Annotated in this window: 15 protein-coding genes and 2 pseudogenes; 12 read left to right on the forward strand and 5 right to left on the reverse strand. The window is 75.1% G+C overall.

Annotated elements, in window-relative coordinates:
- Nucleotide 1 precedes the first annotated feature (1 nt).
- Nucleotides 2–454 (forward strand): heat shock protein transcriptional repressor HspR, encoded by a 453-nt coding sequence (locus G9H72_RS15120; RefSeq protein ID WP_166172513.1) that lies wholly within the window; start codon nucleotides 2–4, stop codon nucleotides 452–454.
- A 21-nt stretch (nucleotides 455–475) separates the two neighbouring features.
- Here the strand turns inward: G9H72_RS15120 and G9H72_RS15125 are convergent, their stop codons facing one another.
- Nucleotides 476–1,123 carry an ACT domain-containing protein gene (locus G9H72_RS15125; RefSeq protein WP_166172515.1) on the reverse strand — a complete coding sequence of 216 codons (648 nt, stop codon included), beginning with the start codon at nucleotides 1,121–1,123 and terminating at the stop codon, nucleotides 476–478.
- A 142-nt stretch (nucleotides 1,124–1,265) separates the two neighbouring features.
- Nucleotides 1,266–1,979 (reverse strand): DUF305 domain-containing protein, encoded by a 714-nt coding sequence (locus G9H72_RS15130; RefSeq protein WP_166172517.1) that lies wholly within the window; start codon nucleotides 1,977–1,979, stop codon nucleotides 1,266–1,268.
- Between the two features lie 211 nt (nucleotides 1,980–2,190).
- Here G9H72_RS15130 and G9H72_RS15135 point away from each other — a divergent pair.
- From G9H72_RS15135 to clpB, 3 genes and pseudogenes are all read left to right on the forward strand, one after another.
- A pseudogene (locus tag G9H72_RS15135) lies at nucleotides 2,191–3,663 on the forward strand (LVIVD repeat-containing protein); the annotation flags it as partial.
- Between the two features lie 24 nt (nucleotides 3,664–3,687).
- Nucleotides 3,688–3,948, forward strand: a pseudogene (locus G9H72_RS23440) (FIMAH domain-containing protein); the annotation flags it as partial.
- A gap of 245 nt (nucleotides 3,949–4,193) precedes the next feature.
- Nucleotides 4,194–6,776 carry an ATP-dependent chaperone ClpB gene (gene clpB / locus G9H72_RS15140; RefSeq protein WP_166172521.1) on the forward strand — a complete coding sequence of 861 codons (2,583 nt, stop codon included), beginning with the start codon at nucleotides 4,194–4,196 and terminating at the stop codon, nucleotides 6,774–6,776.
- Between the two features lie 85 nt (nucleotides 6,777–6,861).
- Here the strand turns inward: clpB and G9H72_RS15145 are convergent, their stop codons facing one another.
- Together G9H72_RS15145 and G9H72_RS15150 are read right to left on the reverse strand one after the other, a co-directional pair.
- Nucleotides 6,862–7,416 (reverse strand): tetratricopeptide repeat protein, encoded by a 555-nt coding sequence (locus G9H72_RS15145; RefSeq protein WP_166172523.1) that lies wholly within the window; start codon nucleotides 7,414–7,416, stop codon nucleotides 6,862–6,864.
- Nucleotides 7,417–7,499: 83 nt separating this feature from the next.
- Entirely contained in the window at nucleotides 7,500–8,318 is an 819-nt protein-coding gene (locus tag G9H72_RS15150) for a hypothetical protein (RefSeq protein WP_166172525.1), read from the reverse strand.
- A 95-nt stretch (nucleotides 8,319–8,413) separates the two neighbouring features.
- On the opposite strand from G9H72_RS15150, the gene G9H72_RS15155 reads away from it, so the two are divergent.
- The 8 genes from G9H72_RS15155 (at nucleotide 8,414) to G9H72_RS15190 (ending at nucleotide 16,785) form a co-directional block, all read left to right on the forward strand.
- Complete coding sequence (locus tag G9H72_RS15155; protein WP_166172527.1) at nucleotides 8,414–9,862, forward strand: AlkA N-terminal domain-containing protein; 1,449 nt, start codon at nucleotides 8,414–8,416, stop codon at nucleotides 9,860–9,862.
- Nucleotides 9,859–10,362 carry a methylated-DNA--[protein]-cysteine S-methyltransferase gene (locus G9H72_RS22485; protein ID WP_166172529.1) on the forward strand — a complete coding sequence of 168 codons (504 nt, stop codon included), beginning with the start codon at nucleotides 9,859–9,861 and terminating at the stop codon, nucleotides 10,360–10,362. The genes G9H72_RS15155 and G9H72_RS22485 overlap by 4 nt, the downstream gene beginning before the upstream one ends.
- A gap of 55 nt (nucleotides 10,363–10,417) precedes the next feature.
- Nucleotides 10,418–11,032, forward strand: coding sequence for a LysE family translocator (locus tag G9H72_RS15165; RefSeq protein WP_166172531.1), 615 nt, complete (start codon nucleotides 10,418–10,420; stop codon nucleotides 11,030–11,032).
- A 108-nt stretch (nucleotides 11,033–11,140) separates the two neighbouring features.
- A complete protein-coding gene (locus G9H72_RS15170) occupies nucleotides 11,141–11,884 on the forward strand; it encodes an ABC transporter ATP-binding protein (protein ID WP_331272337.1) in 744 nt (247 codons plus the stop codon).
- Nucleotides 11,881–13,440 carry a histidine kinase gene (locus G9H72_RS15175; RefSeq protein ID WP_166172535.1) on the forward strand — a complete coding sequence of 520 codons (1,560 nt, stop codon included), beginning with the start codon at nucleotides 11,881–11,883 and terminating at the stop codon, nucleotides 13,438–13,440. The genes G9H72_RS15170 and G9H72_RS15175 overlap by 4 nt, the downstream gene beginning before the upstream one ends.
- Nucleotides 13,440–15,884, forward strand: a complete 2,445-nt coding sequence (locus G9H72_RS15180; protein ID WP_231127061.1) for an FtsX-like permease family protein — start codon at nucleotides 13,440–13,442, stop codon at nucleotides 15,882–15,884. The genes G9H72_RS15175 and G9H72_RS15180 overlap by 1 nt, the downstream gene beginning before the upstream one ends.
- Before the next feature lie 119 nt (nucleotides 15,885–16,003).
- Entirely contained in the window at nucleotides 16,004–16,474 is a 471-nt protein-coding gene (locus G9H72_RS15185; protein ID WP_166172539.1) for a hypothetical protein, read from the forward strand.
- Entirely contained in the window at nucleotides 16,471–16,785 is a 315-nt protein-coding gene (locus G9H72_RS15190; protein WP_166172541.1) for a transcriptional regulator, read from the forward strand. The genes G9H72_RS15185 and G9H72_RS15190 overlap by 4 nt, the downstream gene beginning before the upstream one ends.
- Nucleotides 16,786–16,815: 30 nt before the next feature.
- Here the strand turns inward: G9H72_RS15190 and G9H72_RS15195 are convergent, their stop codons facing one another.
- A complete protein-coding gene (locus G9H72_RS15195) occupies nucleotides 16,816–17,508 on the reverse strand; it encodes a DUF6766 family protein (protein ID WP_166172543.1) in 693 nt (230 codons plus the stop codon).
- Between the last annotated feature and the right edge of the window lie 65 nt (nucleotides 17,509–17,573).

Here is a 17,573-nt window from a genome sequence, read left to right on the forward strand (position 1 = left end):
AATGAGCCAGCTGCCCTTCGACGACGACGCGCCGGTCTACGTCATCTCGATCGCGGCGCAGCTGTCCGGGCTCCACCCACAGACACTGCGCCAGTACGACCGGCTCGGCATCGTCTCGCCGGGCCGGTCGTCGGGGCGCGGCCGCCGCTACTCCGCGCGCGACATCGCCGCCCTGCGGGAGGTGCAGCGCCTGACCACCGACGGGGTCAACCTCGCCGGGGTCAAGCGCATCCTCGAGCTCGAGCTGCAGGTGGGCGCGCTGCAGGCCCGCGTCGCGGAGCTGAGCGCGGAGCTCGAAGCGGTCGCCGCACGCGTGGAGAGCTCGGCCCGCCAGGCCGCGGCCGACGCGGCCCGGCAGGCGGCCGCCGAGGCCGCGCGTGCCGCCCGCCGCGACCTCGTCCCGTTCAACCGGGACGGCGCGGCGATCGTGGTGTGGCGGCCGGAGCCGCGCTGAGGCCCGGGCCGGCCAGCGGGCTCAGGCCGGGAGCGCGAGCGGGCTCGCCACCGCCATCATCGCCACCAGCTCGCTGACCCGTCGGAACGTGCTCAGCTCCAGCGGGTGGAAGACGGGCTCGGACCGGGCGACGAGCACGGTGACCTCGCCGGGGAACGGCGCCCCCAGCATCGTCACCTCGTCCTCCTGGCCGAACCCGCGCGGCTGCACGCGCCCGGCCCGCGCCGGAGCGGTGTCGACCTCGGACAGCTCGACCTCCGGAGCCCCGGGGCTGCAGTAGACCATCCGGGCGGAGTCGCCGGTGCCGAGGATCGCGCAGGCCCAGTCGGCGGCGAACACGGCCGGCGCCATGTCCGTGAAGGTCTCCACGGCTCGCTCGGGCTGGCGCAGCGCGTGCTCGAGCAGGTCGAGCTCGAGGTGGCTGCCGGGGCTGGTCGTGGACGGCCGCAGCGAGAGCAGCGCGATCGCCGGGTCGCGCTCCAGCCGCTCCCGCAGCCGGCTCTCCGCTCCGGAGGCCAGGCTGATGCGGAAGTCGTCGATCGCGCGGCCGCTCTCGCGGCCGAGCACCTGCACGCCGACGATGTCACCGCCGCAGGAGCCCATGAGGTCGGCCACCCGGGCGAGCGCGCCGGGGCGGTCGGGCAGCACGACGCGTACGTCGAAGAGCATGGCGTTCCCCTGTCCGGCGTCCCCGTGCCGCGAGCGGCCGGCGTTCGGCCCGGCCGGTGACGCGCAGTGACAGTGTGCGCCGTCCTGGTTGCCGAGCTGGGTCGCTGCCGTTGCCTTTCGATGAAGCGCCCGCCCGGCCGGGTCAGAGCTCGGCGAGCAGGTCGTTCATCCGGTTGATCTCGCCCTGCTGGGTCACGCCGACCTCGCTGGCCATCTCGTTCATCTTGACCTCGCCCGGCGTGTCGCCCCACTCGTCGATCATGGTGAGAGCGCCCTGGTGGTGCCGGATCATCATCTGGAGGAACAGCTTGTCGAAGGCCGTCCCCTCGGCGGCCTCGAGCGCCTCGAGCTCCTCCTCCGTGGCCATCCCCGCCATCTGCAGCGCCCCGGAGCCACCGGAGTGGTGGCCGTGCCCGTGCTCCCTCCAGTCGGCGGGCGGCACCTCCTGGCCGCGCTCCTGCAGGTAGGCCTGGAAGAGCTCGATCTCCGGCTCCTGCTCGGCCTCGATGCGCGCCGCCATCGCCTTGACCTTGGGGCTCTGCGCCCGGTCCGGGGCCAGCCGGCTCATCTCCAGAGCCTGGGCATGGTGCGGGATCATCATCGAGGCGAACTCGATGTCGGCGGTGCTCCACGTGTCCGGGGCGATGGAGGGCGAGCCCGTCGTGTTCGGCTCGCCCGGTCGTCCGGGCTGGATCGCCGGCGGGCCGCTGGGGGCGGCTGCGGCGGGGGTCGGCTGGGCTGCCGTCGCCTCCGGGCCGTCGTCGGACGTGCAGCCCGAGAGCAGGGCCACGGTGAGCAGACCGGTGCCGAGCGCGGTGGCGCCGCAGCGAGGACGGGGATGATGTCCGCGGAGCATGGCGCACATCTTGACTGATGAACGCGCTGTGCGCAGGCGACCACGACACTTGCCCCGGGCGATCAGTTCCCTGCGTTACGAAGTTGTAATGGTCGGAAACGCCGATTTTTCACGCGGGGGGTGTCGCTGCGGTGATGTCTTCGCCAGGATGCGTGGCACGTCACGCCCGACCCCGGGCGGAACGCGCTCGTATCCCGACCGAGGAGACCGTATGGAGCCCAGAACGGCCCGCACTAGCCGGCGCCGCGTAGCAGCGATTTTCGGGGGAGCTGTGCTGACCGCCGGCCTGGTCGCGACCCCGTTCTCGGGTGCCTACGCGGACGACCCGCCCATGGGGCCGGTCGCGCCGAACGAGGTCGCGAAGACGGCCAACATCGAGCACCTGGCGAACTCGCCGAAGCCCGACCAGTTCGCCTCGACCGCCGCGCTCAACAGCGACCTGGCCTTCCAGGGCAACTACGCGTTCTCCGGCAACTACAACGGCTTCGCGGTCTACGACATCAGCGACCCGGCCGCGCCCGAGCGCGTGACGACGGTCGTCTGCCCGGGCTCGCAGAACGACATCTCGGTCTACGGGGACCTGCTCTTCCTCTCCACCGACTCGCCGCGCACGAACGACTCGTGCGAGAGCGCGGGCAGCAGCCAGAACAACGCTGCCTCGTGGGAGGGCATCAAGATCTTCGACATCAGCGATGTCGAGAACCCGCAGTACATCAAGTCGATCCGCACCGACTGCGGCTCGCACACCCACACGCTCGCGGCGTCGAAGGACCTCGCCTCGGTCTACGTGTACGTCTCCTCGTACTCCCCGAGCGCGAGCGCGGCCTACTGCAAGCCCCCGCACGACAAGATCTCGGTCATCAAGGTCCCGCTCGACGCGCCGACCTCGGCCGCGATCGTCAGCACGCCGGTGCTGTTCCCGGACGGCGGCAACCCCGGCAAGGCGCGCAACCCCGCCGACCCGACCAGCAACTCGGTCAGCGCCACGAGCGGCTGCCACGACCTGACGACGTTCCCCTCGCGTGACGTCATGGCCGGTGCCTGCATGGGCGACGGCGCGATCTTCGACATCTCGAACCGCGAGGCGCCGACGCTGATCGACGTCGTCCGCGACGACGTGAACTTCAGCTTCTGGCACTCGGCCACGTTCAACAACACCGGCAACAAGGTCGTCTTCACCGACGAGCTCGGCGGCGGCGGCCAGGCCACCTGCGACTACGACCCGAACCACGGCCTGGTCAAGGGTGCCGACGCGATCTACGACATCGTCGGCGGCAGCGACCTGCAGTTCCGCAGCTACTTCAAGATCCCGCGCATCCAGCAGGAGACCGAGAACTGCGTCGCCCACAACGGCTCGCTGATCCCGGTCAAGGGCAAGGACATCATGGTCCAGGCGTGGTACCAGGGCGGCCTGTCGGTGTGGGACTTCACCGACTCGGCGAACCCGAAGGAGATCGCCTGGTTCGACCGTGGCCCGGACATCCGTGGCACGAACCCGACGACGGGCCAGCCGATCGCGGTGACCGGCGGCAACTGGTCGACCTACTGGTACAACGGCCACATCTTCTCGAACGAGATCCAGCGCGGCTTCGACTCGTTCAAGCTGACGGACGCGCTCTTCGCCGACGCGGCCAAGGTCAAGTCGACCGAGCTCAACGTCCAGATGCAGCAGCTCTACACCGAGGCCCTCTCGTTCCAGAGCCTCTACGACATGGTCGACGGCTACGTCGCCTCCGGCAACGTCACCGCCTCGGCGTCGGCGTCGCTGAAGGACCGCCTCGCCAAGGTCGACGCGGCCGCCGCCAAGGGCAGCGAGGCGCAGTCGATCAGCTACCTCCAGTCGTTCATCGCCAAGGCGAAGAACCAGATCAAGGGCGACGCGGCCGACCTGGCCGCCCGCGACGCTCTGGTCGCCGCCGCCACGATGTACGTCGAGGACCTCACCGCCGCGGACTACTACGAGCGGTGAGCCGGCGGTCGGCGCTGTCGGTCACTGACTGACGAAGCCTGACGCAGCGTCGCGAAGGCCCGGTCCCCTCCAGGGGGCCGGGCCTTCGTGCGTCCGGATGGGCGGCACGGACCGCGGGCTGCGCGAGCCGACGGGCGGGTATCCCGCAGCGGCGCGGGAAGCTAGAGTTGAGCGGAACAGACTCAAGGTTCCTGCGGTTGTACTCGCCAACAGCCCCGACGCTTCGAGGAGCGACAACGCCCGCGATGGACACGAACAAGCTCACCACCCGCACCCAGGAGGCGCTGACCGAGGCCGTGCGCCGCGCGTCAGGCGCCGGGAACGCCCAGGTCGAGCCGGTCCACCTGCTGCTCGGCCTGCTCGGCCAGGCCGACAGCGCGGTCGGGCCGCTGCTCGAGGCCGTCGGCGCGGACCGCGACGCCCTGCGCGCGCGGGCCGAGGAGGTCGCCTCCCGGCTGCCCAGTGCCAGCGGCGACACCGTCAGCGCGCCGCAGCTCGCCCGTCCCGCCTACGCCGCGCTGACCGCGGCGGGCAACCACGCCCGCGAGCTCGGCGACGAGTACGTCTCCACCGAGCACCTGCTCGTCGGGCTCGCCGAGTCCGGCGGCCCGGTCACGGGCCTGCTGCGCGAGGCCGGCGCCACGCCCGAGGCGCTCCTCGCCTCCTTCGAGAAGGCCCGGGGCGCGGCCCGCGTCACGTCGCCGGACCCGGAGGGCACCTACCAGGCGCTGGAGAAGTACGGCGTCGACCTGACCGCCCGCGCCCGCGCCGGCGAGCTCGACCCGGTCATCGGCCGCGACGCCGAGATCCGGCGCGTCGTGCAGGTGCTCTCCCGGCGGACCAAGAACAACCCGGTCCTCATCGGCGAGCCCGGCGTCGGCAAGACGGCGGTCGTGGAGGGGCTGGCCCAGCGGATCGTGGCCGGCGACGTGCCGGAGTCCCTGCGCGGCAAGACCCTCGTCGCGCTCGACCTCGGCGCCATGGTCGCGGGCGCGAAGTACCGGGGCGAGTTCGAGGAGCGGCTCAAGGCCGTCCTCAACGAGATCAAGGAGTCCGAGGGGCGCGTCGTCACCTTCATCGACGAGCTGCACACCGTGGTCGGTGCCGGCGCGAGCGGCGAGGGCGCGATGGACGCGGGCAACATGCTCAAGCCGATGCTGGCCCGTGGCGAGCTGCGCATGGTCGGCGCGACGACGCTGGACGAGTTCCGCGAGCGCATCGAGAAGGACCCCGCGCTGGAGCGCCGCTTCCAGCAGGTCTTCGTCGGCGAGCCGTCGGTCGAGGACACCATCGGCATCCTGCGTGGCCTGCGGGGCCGCTACGAGGCGCACCACAAGGTCGTCATCAGCGATGCGGCGCTCGTCGCCGCGGCCACGCTGTCCGACCGCTACATCACCTCGCGCTTCCTGCCGGACAAGGCGATCGACCTCGTCGACGAGGCCGCCTCCCGGCTGCGCATGGAGATCGACAGCAAGCCCGTCGAGATCGACGAGCTGCAGCGTGCCGTCGACCGCATGCGGATGGAGGAGATGGCGCTCGAGCGCGAGGACGACCCCGCGTCGCAGGAGCGTCTGGAGGTGCTGCGCCGGCGGCTGGCCGACGAGAACGAGCGGCTGACCGCGCTCAACGCGCGCTGGGAGCAGGAGAAGTCGGGGCTCAACCGGGTGGGCGGGCTCAAGGAGAGGCTCGACGACCTGCGTGGCCAGGCCGAGCGCGCGCAGCGCGACGGCGACTTCGAGACGGCGTCGCGGCTGATGTACGCCGAGATCCCCGCGTTGGAGAAGGAGATCGCCGCCGCCGCGGAGTCGCAGGAGTCGCGCGAGGCGATGGTGAAGGAGGAGGTCGGCCCGGACGACGTGGCCGACGTCGTGGCGGCGTGGACCGGCATCCCCGCCGGCCGGCTGCTCGAGGGCGAGACGGCGAAGCTGCTCCGCATGGAGGACGAGCTCGGCCGCCGGCTCATCGGGCAGAAGGCCGCGGTCCGGGCGGTCTCCGACGCCGTACGCCGTGCCCGGGCCGGCATCTCCGACCCGGACCGCCCGACCGGCTCGTTCCTCTTCCTCGGCCCCACCGGGGTGGGCAAGACCGAGCTGGCCAAGGCGCTGGCGGACTTCCTCTTCGACGACGAGCGGGCGATGGTCCGCATCGATATGAGCGAGTACTCCGAGAAGCACTCGGTGGCCCGGCTCGTCGGTGCCCCTCCGGGCTACGTCGGCTACGAGGAGGGCGGCCAGCTCACCGAGGCGGTGCGTCGGCGGCCGTACTCCGTCGTGCTCCTCGACGAGGTGGAGAAGGCGCACCCGGAGGTCTTCGACGTCCTGCTGCAGGTGCTCGACGACGGGCGGCTCACCGACGGGCAGGGCCGCACGGTCGACTTCCGCAACGTGATCCTCGTGCTCACGTCGAACCTCGGCTCGGTCTACCTCGTGGATTCCACGATGGACGATTCAGCGAAGCGCGATGCGGTGATGGGCGTCGTCCGGTCGACGTTCAAGCCCGAGTTCCTCAACCGGCTCGACGACGTCGTGATCTTCGAGCCGCTGGGCACCGAGGAGCTGAGCCGGATCGTCGAGATCCAGGTCCGCGCCCTCGCGCGGCGGCTGGAGTCGCGCCGGCTCGAGCTCGAGGTGACCGATGCGGCCCGCGAGTGGCTGGCGCTGTCGGGCTACGACCCGGTCTACGGCGCGCGCCCGCTGCGGCGGCTCGTCCAGTCCGCGATCGGGGACTCGCTCGCGCGGGCGCTGCTCGGCGGGGACATCCGCGACGGCGACAAGGTCGTGGTCGACCTCGAGCCGGGCAAAGGCGGGCTCACGGTCGCCCGCGGCTGACGGCTCCGACGACGTCGAGGCCCGCCGCGCGACATCCCGGTGTGGGCGCCGCGGGCCCCGCTCGTCGCTGCGGGCGGGGCTCGCGTCACTGCTCCGAGGAGCCGGCCGCCATCCGGTCGTAGTCGTCCTCGACGAAGCCCTGCCGCAGCCGGGCGGCCCGCCGCAGCCGGAGCAGCCGGGCCACCGCCACCGGGTCGGCGCGGTCCGTGCGCAGCGCAGCCAGCGCGCCGGCGGTCAGCCAGCGGATCGCCTCCCGGTCCAGCCCCGCGGCCATGAACGTCGCCCCGAGCGCCTCGTGGCCGGCCAGGTCGCGCGGGCGCAGCTGCCACAGCTCCTGCAGCAGGTCGGCGGCCTCCTCGTTGCGCTGGGCCTGCAGCAGCGCCCGGGCCAGGTGGAAGCGGAGCTCCGCGGGCGCGTCGGGCTCGGCAGCACCACGCCGGAGCCACTCGACCGCCGAGTCGGGACGGCCGTCGAGCATCTCGAAGTCGGCCACGGTGGCGTAGAGGCCGGCCCGGTCGACGCCGGCGACGTCGTCGCCGCCCTCCTCCAGCTGGCGCTTGGCCTGCTCCACCCGGGCCTGCAGCGCCGGGTCGGCCGCCAGGGCGCGGATGCGTTGCTCGAGGTCGTCCGGGAGAGTCACGCCGCCAACCTACGCGCGCCCGCAGGCGCGCCGCCCGCTGGACCTCGCCACGAAGCGGGCGGGCGCACGCCCGCCCCCTCCGCCTAGCCCAGCAGCTTCGCCGTCCGCTTCGCCGCCTTGCGCACGCCGCCGCGCTCGTCCAGCCAGCCGCCGACGAGCCCGACGACCGGGACCTTGCCGAGCGCACGGAAGGGCAGCGCGCCGCGCGGTCGCTCGTCGAACATCCCCTGCACGGCGAGGAACGTCTTGCCCAGCCGCCACAGCGTGCGGGCCGCGCGCTTGACCGGGTGCGGGCGGTCGGCGGGCTCCTCGGGCACCTCGCGCTCGAGGGCCTCGAGCTCCTCGGCGGCGTCGAGCTGGGCCAGCGGCTCGACGGCCGTGCCGTCGTCGACCACCATCAGCGCGCCGCCCTCGCCCGCGCGGCGCCGGCTCCACCGCCCCACCGCGTCCGCGCAGTGCCCGCGCTCGACGCGCCGGTCGAACAGCACGCGCCCGAGCAACGGGACCCAGTCGTCGGGGTCCTCGAGGCCGTGCTCGCGGGCGACCGCGCAGATCGCGAGCCCCTGCGCGGACGCCCCGAACGCCGCCTGCACGGGCAGCCGGTCCGCGGCCGCCCCGAAGAACCGTGGCGTCGCGGCGACGAAGCCGGCCACCACGGCGATCCGGTCCACCCACCACTCGGCGCGCTCGTCCACCGGCAGGGTCGGCCAGCGGTCCGACCCCGGCGGGGTGCCGCCGAGCACCGCGCGCGCGGCCCGGTCCCCCACCCGGCCCGGCAGGGACGAACGCGGCTCGCCGCCGCCCCAGCCCAGCCAGCGCTCGGGGTCGTCCAGCACCCGCGAGACCAGCCCGGCGTACGTCGACAGGGTCTCGCAGAGGCTCTCGTCGCTCAACTGGGGCACGGAGTCGATTCTGCCGTGGCCGCCGTCCCGCAAACGCCACGGCCGTGTCCGAAACCCGCCAGTCGGCGGGTCCGGGCGCGTGTCAGGCTGGTCCGGTGCTGGACGACGTCGACCGCTGCTACCGGGCCGTGCAGGCCCGGGACGTCCGCTTCGACGGCATCTTCTTCACGGCGGTGACGACGACGGGGATCTACTGCCGGCCGTCCTGCCCGGCGACGACCCCGAAGCCGTCCAACGTGCGCTTCTTCCGCACGGCCGCGGCTGCCCAGCGCGGCGGCTTCCGCGCCTGCAAGCGCTGCCGTCCGGACGTCTCGCCCGGCTCCCCCGAATGGGACGTGCGGGCCGACGTGGTGGGCCGGGCGATGCGGCTGATCGACGACGGCGTCGTGGAGCGCGAGGGCGTGCCGGGCCTGGCGGCGCGGCTGGGCTACAGCGAGCGGCACCTCAACCGCACGCTCGTCGCCGAGCTCGGGGCCGGGCCGCTCGCCCTGGCCCGGGCGCGCCGCGCACAGGCCGCCCGCACGCTGATCGAGACGACCGACCTCGGATTCGCTGATGTCGCCTTCGCCTCCGGCTTCTCCAGCGTCCGGCAGTTCAACGACACCGTGCGCGAGGTCTTCGACCTGACCCCGTCGCAGCTGCGTGCCCGGCTCACGGCACGCCCCGCGTCCGGGCGGCTGATGCTCCGGCTCGCGGTGCGCCGCCCGTTCGACGGGGACGCGCTGCTGGCCTTCCTCGGCCGGCGGGCGGTGCGGGGTGTGGAGGAGGTCGTCGACGGCTCCTACCGCCGCTCGCTGCGGCTGCCGTACGGCCCCGGGGTCGTCACGCTGACGCCCGGCCCCGATGCCGTGGCGGCCGAGCTCCGGCTCTGCGACGTGCGCGACGCCATGACCGCTGTCTCCCGCTGCCGGCGGGCGCTCGACCTCGACGCCGACCCGGTCGCGGTGGCCGACGTGCTCGGAGCCGACCCGCTGCTGGCCCCGCTCGTGAGCGCCCACCCGGGCCTGCGCGTGCCCGGCACCGTCGACCCGGCCGAGATCGCGGTCCGGGCGGTGCTCGGCCAGCAGGTCTCGGTCGCTGCGGCGCGCACGGCCGCGGGGCGGCTGGTCGAGGCGTACGGCGAGCCGCTGGCCGAGCCGCTCGGCGGCGTGACGCACCTGTTCCCCGCGGCGGACGTGCTGGCCGGGGTCGACCCGGCCGCCCTGCCGATGTCCACGGCGCGCGGTCGGGCCGTCACCTCGGTGTCGGCGGCGATCGCCGCGGGCGACGTGGTGCTCGGCCCGGGCGCCGACCGCGAGGCGGCCGAGAAGGCGCTGCTCGACGTGCCCGGGGTCGGCCCCTGGACCGCGAGCTACATCGCCCTGCGGGCGCTCGGCGACCCGGACGTCTTCCTGGCCGGCGACCTCGGCGTTCGCCGCGCGCTCGAGCGCCTGGGGGGGCCGGTCGCGCCGGGCGACATGGCGGCCCGCGCGCACGGCTGGCGGCCCTGGCGGTCGTACGCCGTCATGCACCTGTGGAACAGCGAAGGGACGTTCAGCGGATGACAACTCCTGACCGCACGGTCGCGTGGGCCGTCCTCGACAGCCCGATCGAACAGCTGCTGCTGACCACCGACGGGGTCGGGCTGAGCCGGGTCTGGTTCGCGCCGTTCGACCACGTCGAGCTGCGGCCCGAGGCGCGGGACGACCACCACCCGGTGCTGGCGGTGGCGCGCCGCCAGCTCGACGAGTACTTCGCGGGCGAGCGGCGCACGTTCGACGTCCCGCTCTCGCCCGGGGGCACCCCGTTCCAGAACCAGGTGTGGGACGCCCTGCGCGCCATCCCGTACGGCGAGACGGCGAGCTACGTCGAGGTCGCGCGGGCGATCGGCCGTCCTACGGCGTCGCGGGCCGTCGGCGCGGCCAACGGGCGCAACCCCATCGCGGTGATCGTCCCGTGCCACCGCGTCATCGGCAGCAACGGGCTGCTCGTCGGGTACGCCGGTGGCGCGGCCCGCAAGCGGCGGCTGCTCGACCTCGAGACGGGGGCGCTGCAGCTCGGGTGACAGCGGGCGCCCGGCTCACTAGGGTCGCCCTGATCGGAGCCTGCGAGGAGCCCCCGTGAGCATCGCCTTCCTGCTGACCACGCTCGTCGTCGTCGCCACGCCCGGGACCGGCGCCCTCTACACGATCGCCGCCGGGCTCGCCCGCGGGCCGCGGGCCAGCATCGTGGCCGCGGCGGGCTGCACCCTCGGCGTCGTGCCGCACATGGTCGCGGCGATCACCGGGCTGGCCGCGCTGCTGCACGCCTCGGCGGTGGCCTTCTCCGTCATCAAGTACCTCGGCGTCGGCTACCTGCTCTACCTCGCCTGGCAGACCTGGCGCGACCGCACACCGCTGCACGTCGAGGAGGGCCGTCCGGCGCCCGCCGCGGACCGGGCGGTGATCCGGCAGGCGGTGCTCATCAACGTGCTCAACCCCAAGCTCACCGTCTTCTTCTTCGCCTTCCTGCCGCAGTTCGTGCCGGCCGGCGAGCCCGGGGGCTGGCTGCGCATGACCGGGCTCAGCCTCGTCTTCATGGCGGTGACCTTCGTGGTGTTCGCCGGCTACGGGCTCTTCGCCGCCGCCGTCCGCTCCCGCGTGCTCGCCCGGCCGCGGATCGTCGCCTGGATGCGGCGCACCTTCGCCGCGACGTACGTCGCCCTCGCCGGCCGGCTGGCGCTGCAGCAGCGGTAGCCGACGGGAGGCCTGCACCCCCCGTCGGGGTGGTGCTGGCATGCCTGTGCGGGGCACCTGTGGAGATTGGCCGCCGACAGGGCGCGCGCGTCCCTAGGGTGTGGCGCCGTGGCGGACCTAGCGACCCCGGCCGCGGAGAGCGCTCCGCCGGCTCCGGCCCTCGGCGCGGCCCTCGACGTGCGCGGCGTGCGCAAGACGTACGACCCGGACACCGCGCCCGTGCGGGCCCTGCGCGGCGTCGACCTGCGGGTGGCGCACGGCGAGTTCGTCGCGCTCATGGGCCCGTCGGGGTGCGGGAAGTCGACGCTGCTGCACGTCGCCGCGGGGCTCGAGCCCGCCGACGAGGGATCGGTGCTGCTGGCGGGCGAGGAGATCACCGGCCTCGGCGAGAGCGCCCTGGCCCGGGCACGCCGTCAGCACGTCGGCCTCGTCTTCCAGTTCTTCCACCTGCTCGAAGGCATGAGCGTGGCCGAGAACGTCGCGCTCGCGGCGCTGACCGCGGGGTGCGGCCGGCGCGAGGCGCAGGCCCGCGCGGCCGAGCTGCTCGACCTGCTCGGCCTGCTGGACAAGGCGCGCAAGGCGCCGGGGGCGCTGTCCGGCGGCCAGCGCCAGCGGCTGGCCATCGCCCGGGCCCTGGCCAACCGCCCCACCGTGCTGCTCGCCGACGAGCCGACCGGCGCGCTCGACTCGGCCGGCGCGGCCGAGATCCTCGACCTGTTCACCCGGCTGCACGCGGCCGGGCAGAGCATCCTGCTCGTCACCCACAGCGCGGAGGTGGCCGCCGGGGCGCAGCGGGTGGTGCACATGCGCGACGGGCGGGCCGCCGGGGCCGAGCACGTGGGGGCCGGATGAGCGGCGCGCTGCCCGCTCGCCGGCAGCGGCTGCTGTTGCTGGCCGCGGCGGGCGCGGTCGCGGCCGTCCTCGGGCTGGACGCCCTCGCGGTCCGCGCGCTGAGCGACACGCACGCCGGGGTCACCGAGGCCGTCCTCGCCGTCCTGGCCCTCGTGCCCGCCGCGCTCGCGGCCGCGCCCGGGCCGCGGGTGCGCCGGGCCGCCGGGCCCGTCCTGGGCGCCGCCGCGTACGCGGTGGGAGTGGGGACGGCGGTGCTGCTCGCCCTGGCGGCGATGCTGCTCCTGCTCGGGCGGCTGCCGGCCGACCGCGAGCACGGCCTGGTCGCTCCCGCTGCCGCGGGGGCGGCAGCGGGCGCGGCCGTCGCGGTGCCGCTCACCCGGCGCGCCACCAGGGCGGCCGGGCGCGCCCTCCTCGGGGTGCGGCGCTCCCCGGACGAGGTGCTGCGGGCGTTCGGTGACCGGGCCACCCAGGGCGTCCCGGTCGAGGAGCTGCTCGACCAGCTGGCCTCGTCACTGCGGCGCACGCTGTCGCTGGACGTGGTCGAGGTATGGGCGGGCGACGGCACCCGGCTGGAGCGGACGCTGCGCCTCCCGGACGACGGGACGGCCGTCGCGCCGCTGGACGAGGCGGAGCTCGCCCTGCTGGCCCGCGCCGGCGTGGCGGGCGAGGCCTGGCTCCGGCTCTGGATCCCGCGCCTGCTCGACGGCCGGGAGGGCCAGCAGGTCCGGCTCACGCCCGCGACACACGCCGGGGCGGTCCTGGGCCTGGTCGTCGCGGGCCGGTCGGTGCACGGGCCGCGGCTGGGCGAGGCGGAGGAGCGGGTTCTTGCCGACGTCGGGCGGCGGCTCGGCGTCGTCCTGCGCAACCGCGTCCTGGACTCGGCGCTGCGCGAGACGCTGGCGGACCTGCGCGAGGCCAACGCCGACCTGCGCCGCAGCCGCGCCCGGCTGGTCTCGGCGGCCGACGCCGAGCGCCGGCGGATCGAGCGCGACCTGCACGACGGCGCCCAGCAGCACCTCGTCGCGCTCGCGGTGACGCTCGGGCTCGCCCGCGACCTGGTGACCGACGACCCGGCCGCCGCGGTCGAGCTGCTCGACGAGGCCGCGGCGGACGCGCGGGCCACGGTGCAGCAGGTGCGCGACCTGGCCCACGGCATCTACCCGCCGCTGCTCGTCGAGGCCGGGCTGTCCCAGGCCCTGCCCGCCGCAGCGGCCCGCGCCCGGCAGCCCGTGGCGGTGCAGGCGAGCGTCGGCCGCTACGCCGCGGGCGTCGAGGAGGCGGTCTACTTCTGCTGCCTGGAGGCGCTGCAGAACGCGGCGAAGCACGCGCCGGCGGCCCCCGTCACGCTCCGGGTCTGGCAGGAGCAGGACGAGCTCTGCTTCGAGGTGCGCGACGCGGGCCCCGGCTTCGACGCGGCCACCGTCCGCCCGGGCGCGGGCTTCGAGAACATGGCCGACCGGCTCGGCGCGATCGGCGGCCGGGTCACGTGGACGTCCGCGCCGGGTGCGGGCACCTGCGTCAGCGGCCGCGTGCGGCCCGCCCTGCGGGCGGCGTGATGGCGGCCGGGGCGGCGGGCCGCTCGTCCGGCGGGAGGCCCGGCGGGAGCGCGCGGTCCGGGCGGACCGCGGACGGCCGGCGGACCGCGGACGGCCGCCGGGCGTGCCGCACCGCGTGGGGCGCGGTCCTCGTCGTGGGGCGGGTGGAGCTTCGGCGGCGCTGGGCCGCCGTCGTCCTGCTCGGCCTCGTCGCCGGCCTGGCGGGCGCCGTCGTGGTCGGCTCGGTCGCGCTCGCGGCGCGCACCTCCTCGGCCTACTCCCGGCTCGTCGCGGCCAGCTCGGCCGAGGACGCGCGCGTCATGGTCCTCGACCCGTCCCAGGTGCCCGCCGTCACCGCGCTGCCGCAGGTGCAGGCCGCCTGGACGAGCCTCGTCACCGTCGGCAAGCTCGGCTCCGAGGACCTGGTCTACGTCTCGATCTCGTCCGGGCAGCCGCGTCCGCCGGGGCTGATCACGCCCGTCCCGGTGCAGGGGCGGATGCCCGCCGACACCGCCGTCGACGAGGTGGCGGTCGACGAGCGGTTCGCCCGCGAGATGGGCGTCTCGGTCGGCGACGTCCTGGACTACACGCTGCTGACGGTCGAGGAGATCTACGACTTCGACCAGGGATTCGGCGAGCCCGACGGGCCGCGGCTGCAGCTGCGCGTCGTCGGCGTCGTCCGCATGGCCGGCCCGACCGGCCAGGGCGTGGGGCCGTGGTTCGCGAGCCCGGCCTACGCCGAGAGGTACGCCGGCTTCTCGCCCGGCTCGACGCTGCTGCTGCGGCTGCACAACGGCTACGCCGACGCCGCCGCCCTCACGGCCGGGCTCGACGCGCTCTCGGCGGACCCGCCGCCGGGGGCCGAGGAGTTCGGCCCGCTGCGCGCGGCCTTCGCCGAGCAGGACGGCGACCCGCGGGTGCGGGCGGCTCGCCACGCGGCCGGCATCGCGCTCGGCGCGTTCGCCGCGGTGACCGCCCTGGCCGGGCTGTTCGCGGTCGGGCAGGCGCTGGCCCGGCACCACGCCGCCGGGACGGTCGACCAGCGGACCGAGGCCACCCTCGGGCTCACCACGGTCGAGCGGGTCCTCGCGCGGCTGCTGCCGGCGTCACTGGGGGCGGGGGTGGCCGGTGCCGCGGCCGTGGCCGGCGGGCTGCTCGCGGGCCGGCTGGAGCCGCTGGGCGCGCTGCGCTGGGTGGAGCCGGACCCGGGATGGCGCCCCGACGTCCCGGTCACCGTCACGGGCGGGCTGCTGACCGCCGGGACGTTCCTCGTCCTCAGCGCGGTGTCGGCCCTGCGCGCGGGCCGCGCCCGGGCGGACGCGCCGGAGACGCCTGTGCGCGGGGTCGCCCGGCTGCCCGGCGGGCCGGCCGCGGCGGTCGGGGTCGCGTTCGCGTTCAGCCGGGGGCGGGGCCGGAGCGCCGTCCCGGTGCGCACGACCCTGGTCGGCGCGGTGCTGGGAGTCTGCGGTGTCGTCGCCGCCACGACGTTCACGGCCAGCCTCGAGCGGCTGGACACGAGCCCGCACCGCTACGGCTGGCCCGCCGACTTCGCCTACGTGGACGCCAAGCCGGACGTGATGGCCGAGCTCGCCGCCGACCCGCGGGTGGGCGCGCTGTCGCTCGACGGCGACGCGAGCGTGCGCGCGGGCGGCACGCTGCTGACCGCGCACGCCGCCGAGCAGCGCAAGGGCAGCTTCCGGTGGGAGGTGCTGGCCGGCCGCATGCCGACGGCGGACGACGAGGTGGCGCTGGGCCCCCGCCTGGCCGAGCGGCTCGGGCTCGGGCTGGGCGACCGGCTCGAGCTCACCCCGCCCGAGGGCGCGCCGCGGTCCCTGACCGTGGTGGGCACGGTCCTGCTCCCGGTCGTCAACGCCGAGCCGCTCGGCAGCACGCTCGCGCTGACGCTGCCCGCCCTGCGGGACCTCGCCGACGGGGTGCCCACGATGTCCGCTCTCGTGCGGGCCGCCGACCGGGACGGCGTCGACGAGCTCTACGACGCGTACAAGTCGCGCCTCGAGCTCGGCCGGGCCAAGCAGCCCGAGGAGGTCGTCAACGTCACCGGCATGCTCGCCCTGCCGCGCGTGCTGGCGGCGTTCCTCGCCGCGCTGGCCGCCGCGGCCCTCGCCCACGGGCTCGGGCTGCTGGCCCGGCGCCGGGCGCCCGACGTGGGCACGTTGCGGGCGCTCGGCTTCACTCCCGCGCAGGTCGCCGTCTCGTTCGTCGTCACCGCGGTCACGACGGTCGCGGTCGCCCTGGCGGTCGGCGTGCCGCTGGGCCTCGGGCTGGGGCGGCTGCTGTGGCACGAGACCGCCGCGGCGATCGGGGTTGCGACCGACGTGGACGTCCCGGGCGACACCCTGCTGGCGCTGGTGCCCGCGGCCGTCGCGCTGGCCGTCGCCGTCGCGCTGCTGCCGTCGTGGCGCGCGGCGCGGGTGCGTCCGGCCCGGGTGCTGCGGGCCGACTGACCGAGCGCCGCGGCCCTGTGGGGCGCGGCTGTCCCGTCGCTGCGCGGGACCGTCACTTGCCAGAGTGGAAAGGCACTGGTTCACTTTCCACAACGGAAAGACGGGGACGAGGGGGACCGGTGAGCACCGACGACACGACGCCGAGCCCGGCCGAGGCGGCCGAGATGCTGCGGGCGGCCACGGCCACGCGGACGAGCGTGGGACGCCGTGCAGCGGCGCCGGCCTGGTACTACCCGGCGCTGGGGCTGCTGCTCGCGGCGATGATGGCAGCCGCCGCGACCCACGACGACCGGCTGCTGACGCCGGCGGCGCTGCTGGCGGCTGTGGGTTCGGGGGCGCTCGTGGCGGTGCACCGGGCCCGCGCCGGGCTGTGGGTGGCGTCGGGGGTCCGCGGTGGGCGTGCGCGGCGCCTGGAGAGCGGGATCCTCGCCGGGCTGGTCGTCCTCGGCGGCGTCCCGGCGCTGCTGGACGCCGCCGCCGGGCAGCGTTGGCCGTGGCTCGTCGCCGCCGTGGTGACCGTGCCGTTCTGCGCCGTCATGGGCCGGGCGTGGGAGAAGGCCTACCGCGAGGACCTGGAGAGCGGCCGATGAGCGCCACGACGGCGCCAGCCCTCGACCCGGTCATCCACCCGTTGCTGCGGTTCCGGTTCTGCGCGGCGCTGGCCGGGACCGGCGTCGGCGGGACGGTCGAGTTCGTCGTGCTGAGGGACGCGCTGGACGTCTCCGACTCGCAGTTGAGCAAGATCGCCGCCGTGCTCAAGGAGGCCGGCTACGTCACCGTCTCCAAGCAGGCTGCCGACGGGCGCCGGCGGACCTGGCTCTCGCTCACGGGGGCCGGCCGGCGGGCGTACGGAGGGCACGTCGCGGCACTCCGGGAGATCGCGGCGACGACCGGCGCCTGACCCCCGCAAGGCCCCGGCGGTGCACCGCGCTCAGCCCTCGATCCCCGTCGACGCGTGCGCCGCGCCCACCGGCTTCGACTGCGACGACCCGCGCTGGCGCAGGAAGATCGCCAGGACCGCGAACGACCCCACGGCCAGCAGCTCGGACTGCCAGTTCTGCAGGGTGCGGCTCCAGAAGTCGGCCCCGAGCACGTAGCCGCCCCAGCTGACCGGCGGGGCGAGGTCGCGCAGCTGCTCCTCGTTGTACGCCGACCACCCGGCGACGGACTGGCCCGCCCACGAGGCGAGGAAGATCAGCGCCATCACCACGCCGAGCGAGCGGGAGAAGAGCTGGGCCCGCCAGCCGCCGGCGCGCGCCCACGCCGGCGAGTCGTCCTCGATGTACGCGCCGAGCTGCTGCTCCTCGTCGGACTCCGGGCCTTCCTTGCCGGGCTCCTTGGACTCGGGGGAGCCGCGCTGGATCAGCCATACGGTGCCGAAGAGGAAGAGGAAGAACTGCAGGTACTCCGACTGCCAGTTCTCCAGCACGTCGGCGCCGAAGCTCGCCGTCGTCACGTAGTGCAGCAACGAGACGGGGTCCAGCTCGGCCTGGCGGAGCTCGTTGTTCTCCTGGGCCCAGCCGGCCAGCGCCTGCAGGACCAGCGTGATCAGGAAGAGCAACCCGAACGCGATCGAGAGCGAATTGTCACGCAGGAATCCGCGTTCCTGCTTCTGGTCGCTCATCGCTGGGCCACGCCCAGCGCGGTGAAGTAGACGAGGCCCGCGACGATCGCCGCGACGTAGGCGTA

The organism is Motilibacter aurantiacus, assembly GCF_011250645.1.
GTDB lineage: Bacteria > Actinomycetota > Actinomycetes > Motilibacterales > Motilibacteraceae > Motilibacter_A > Motilibacter_A aurantiacus.

Bases quoted from the DNA above. Each gene is read 5' to 3' on its own strand.
- G9H72_RS15120 (WP_166172513.1), top strand. From the start codon at position 2: ATGAGCCAGCTGCCCTTCGACGACGACGCGCCGGTCTACGTCATCTCG.
- G9H72_RS15125 (WP_166172515.1), bottom strand. From the start codon at position 1,123: ATGCTCTTCGACGTACGCGTCGTGCTGCCCGACCGCCCCGGCGCGCTC.
- G9H72_RS15130 (WP_166172517.1), bottom strand. From the start codon at position 1,979: ATGCTCCGCGGACATCATCCCCGTCCTCGCTGCGGCGCCACCGCGCTC.
- clpB (WP_166172521.1), top strand. From the start codon at position 4,194: ATGGACACGAACAAGCTCACCACCCGCACCCAGGAGGCGCTGACCGAG.
- G9H72_RS22485 (WP_166172529.1), top strand. From the start codon at position 9,859: ATGACAACTCCTGACCGCACGGTCGCGTGGGCCGTCCTCGACAGCCCG.
- G9H72_RS15175 (WP_166172535.1), top strand. From the start codon at position 11,881: ATGAGCGGCGCGCTGCCCGCTCGCCGGCAGCGGCTGCTGTTGCTGGCC.
- G9H72_RS15180 (WP_231127061.1), top strand. From the start codon at position 13,440: ATGGCGGCCGGGGCGGCGGGCCGCTCGTCCGGCGGGAGGCCCGGCGGG.
- G9H72_RS15190 (WP_166172541.1), top strand. From the start codon at position 16,471: ATGAGCGCCACGACGGCGCCAGCCCTCGACCCGGTCATCCACCCGTTG.
- G9H72_RS15195 (WP_166172543.1), bottom strand. From the start codon at position 17,508: ATGAGCGACCAGAAGCAGGAACGCGGATTCCTGCGTGACAATTCGCTC.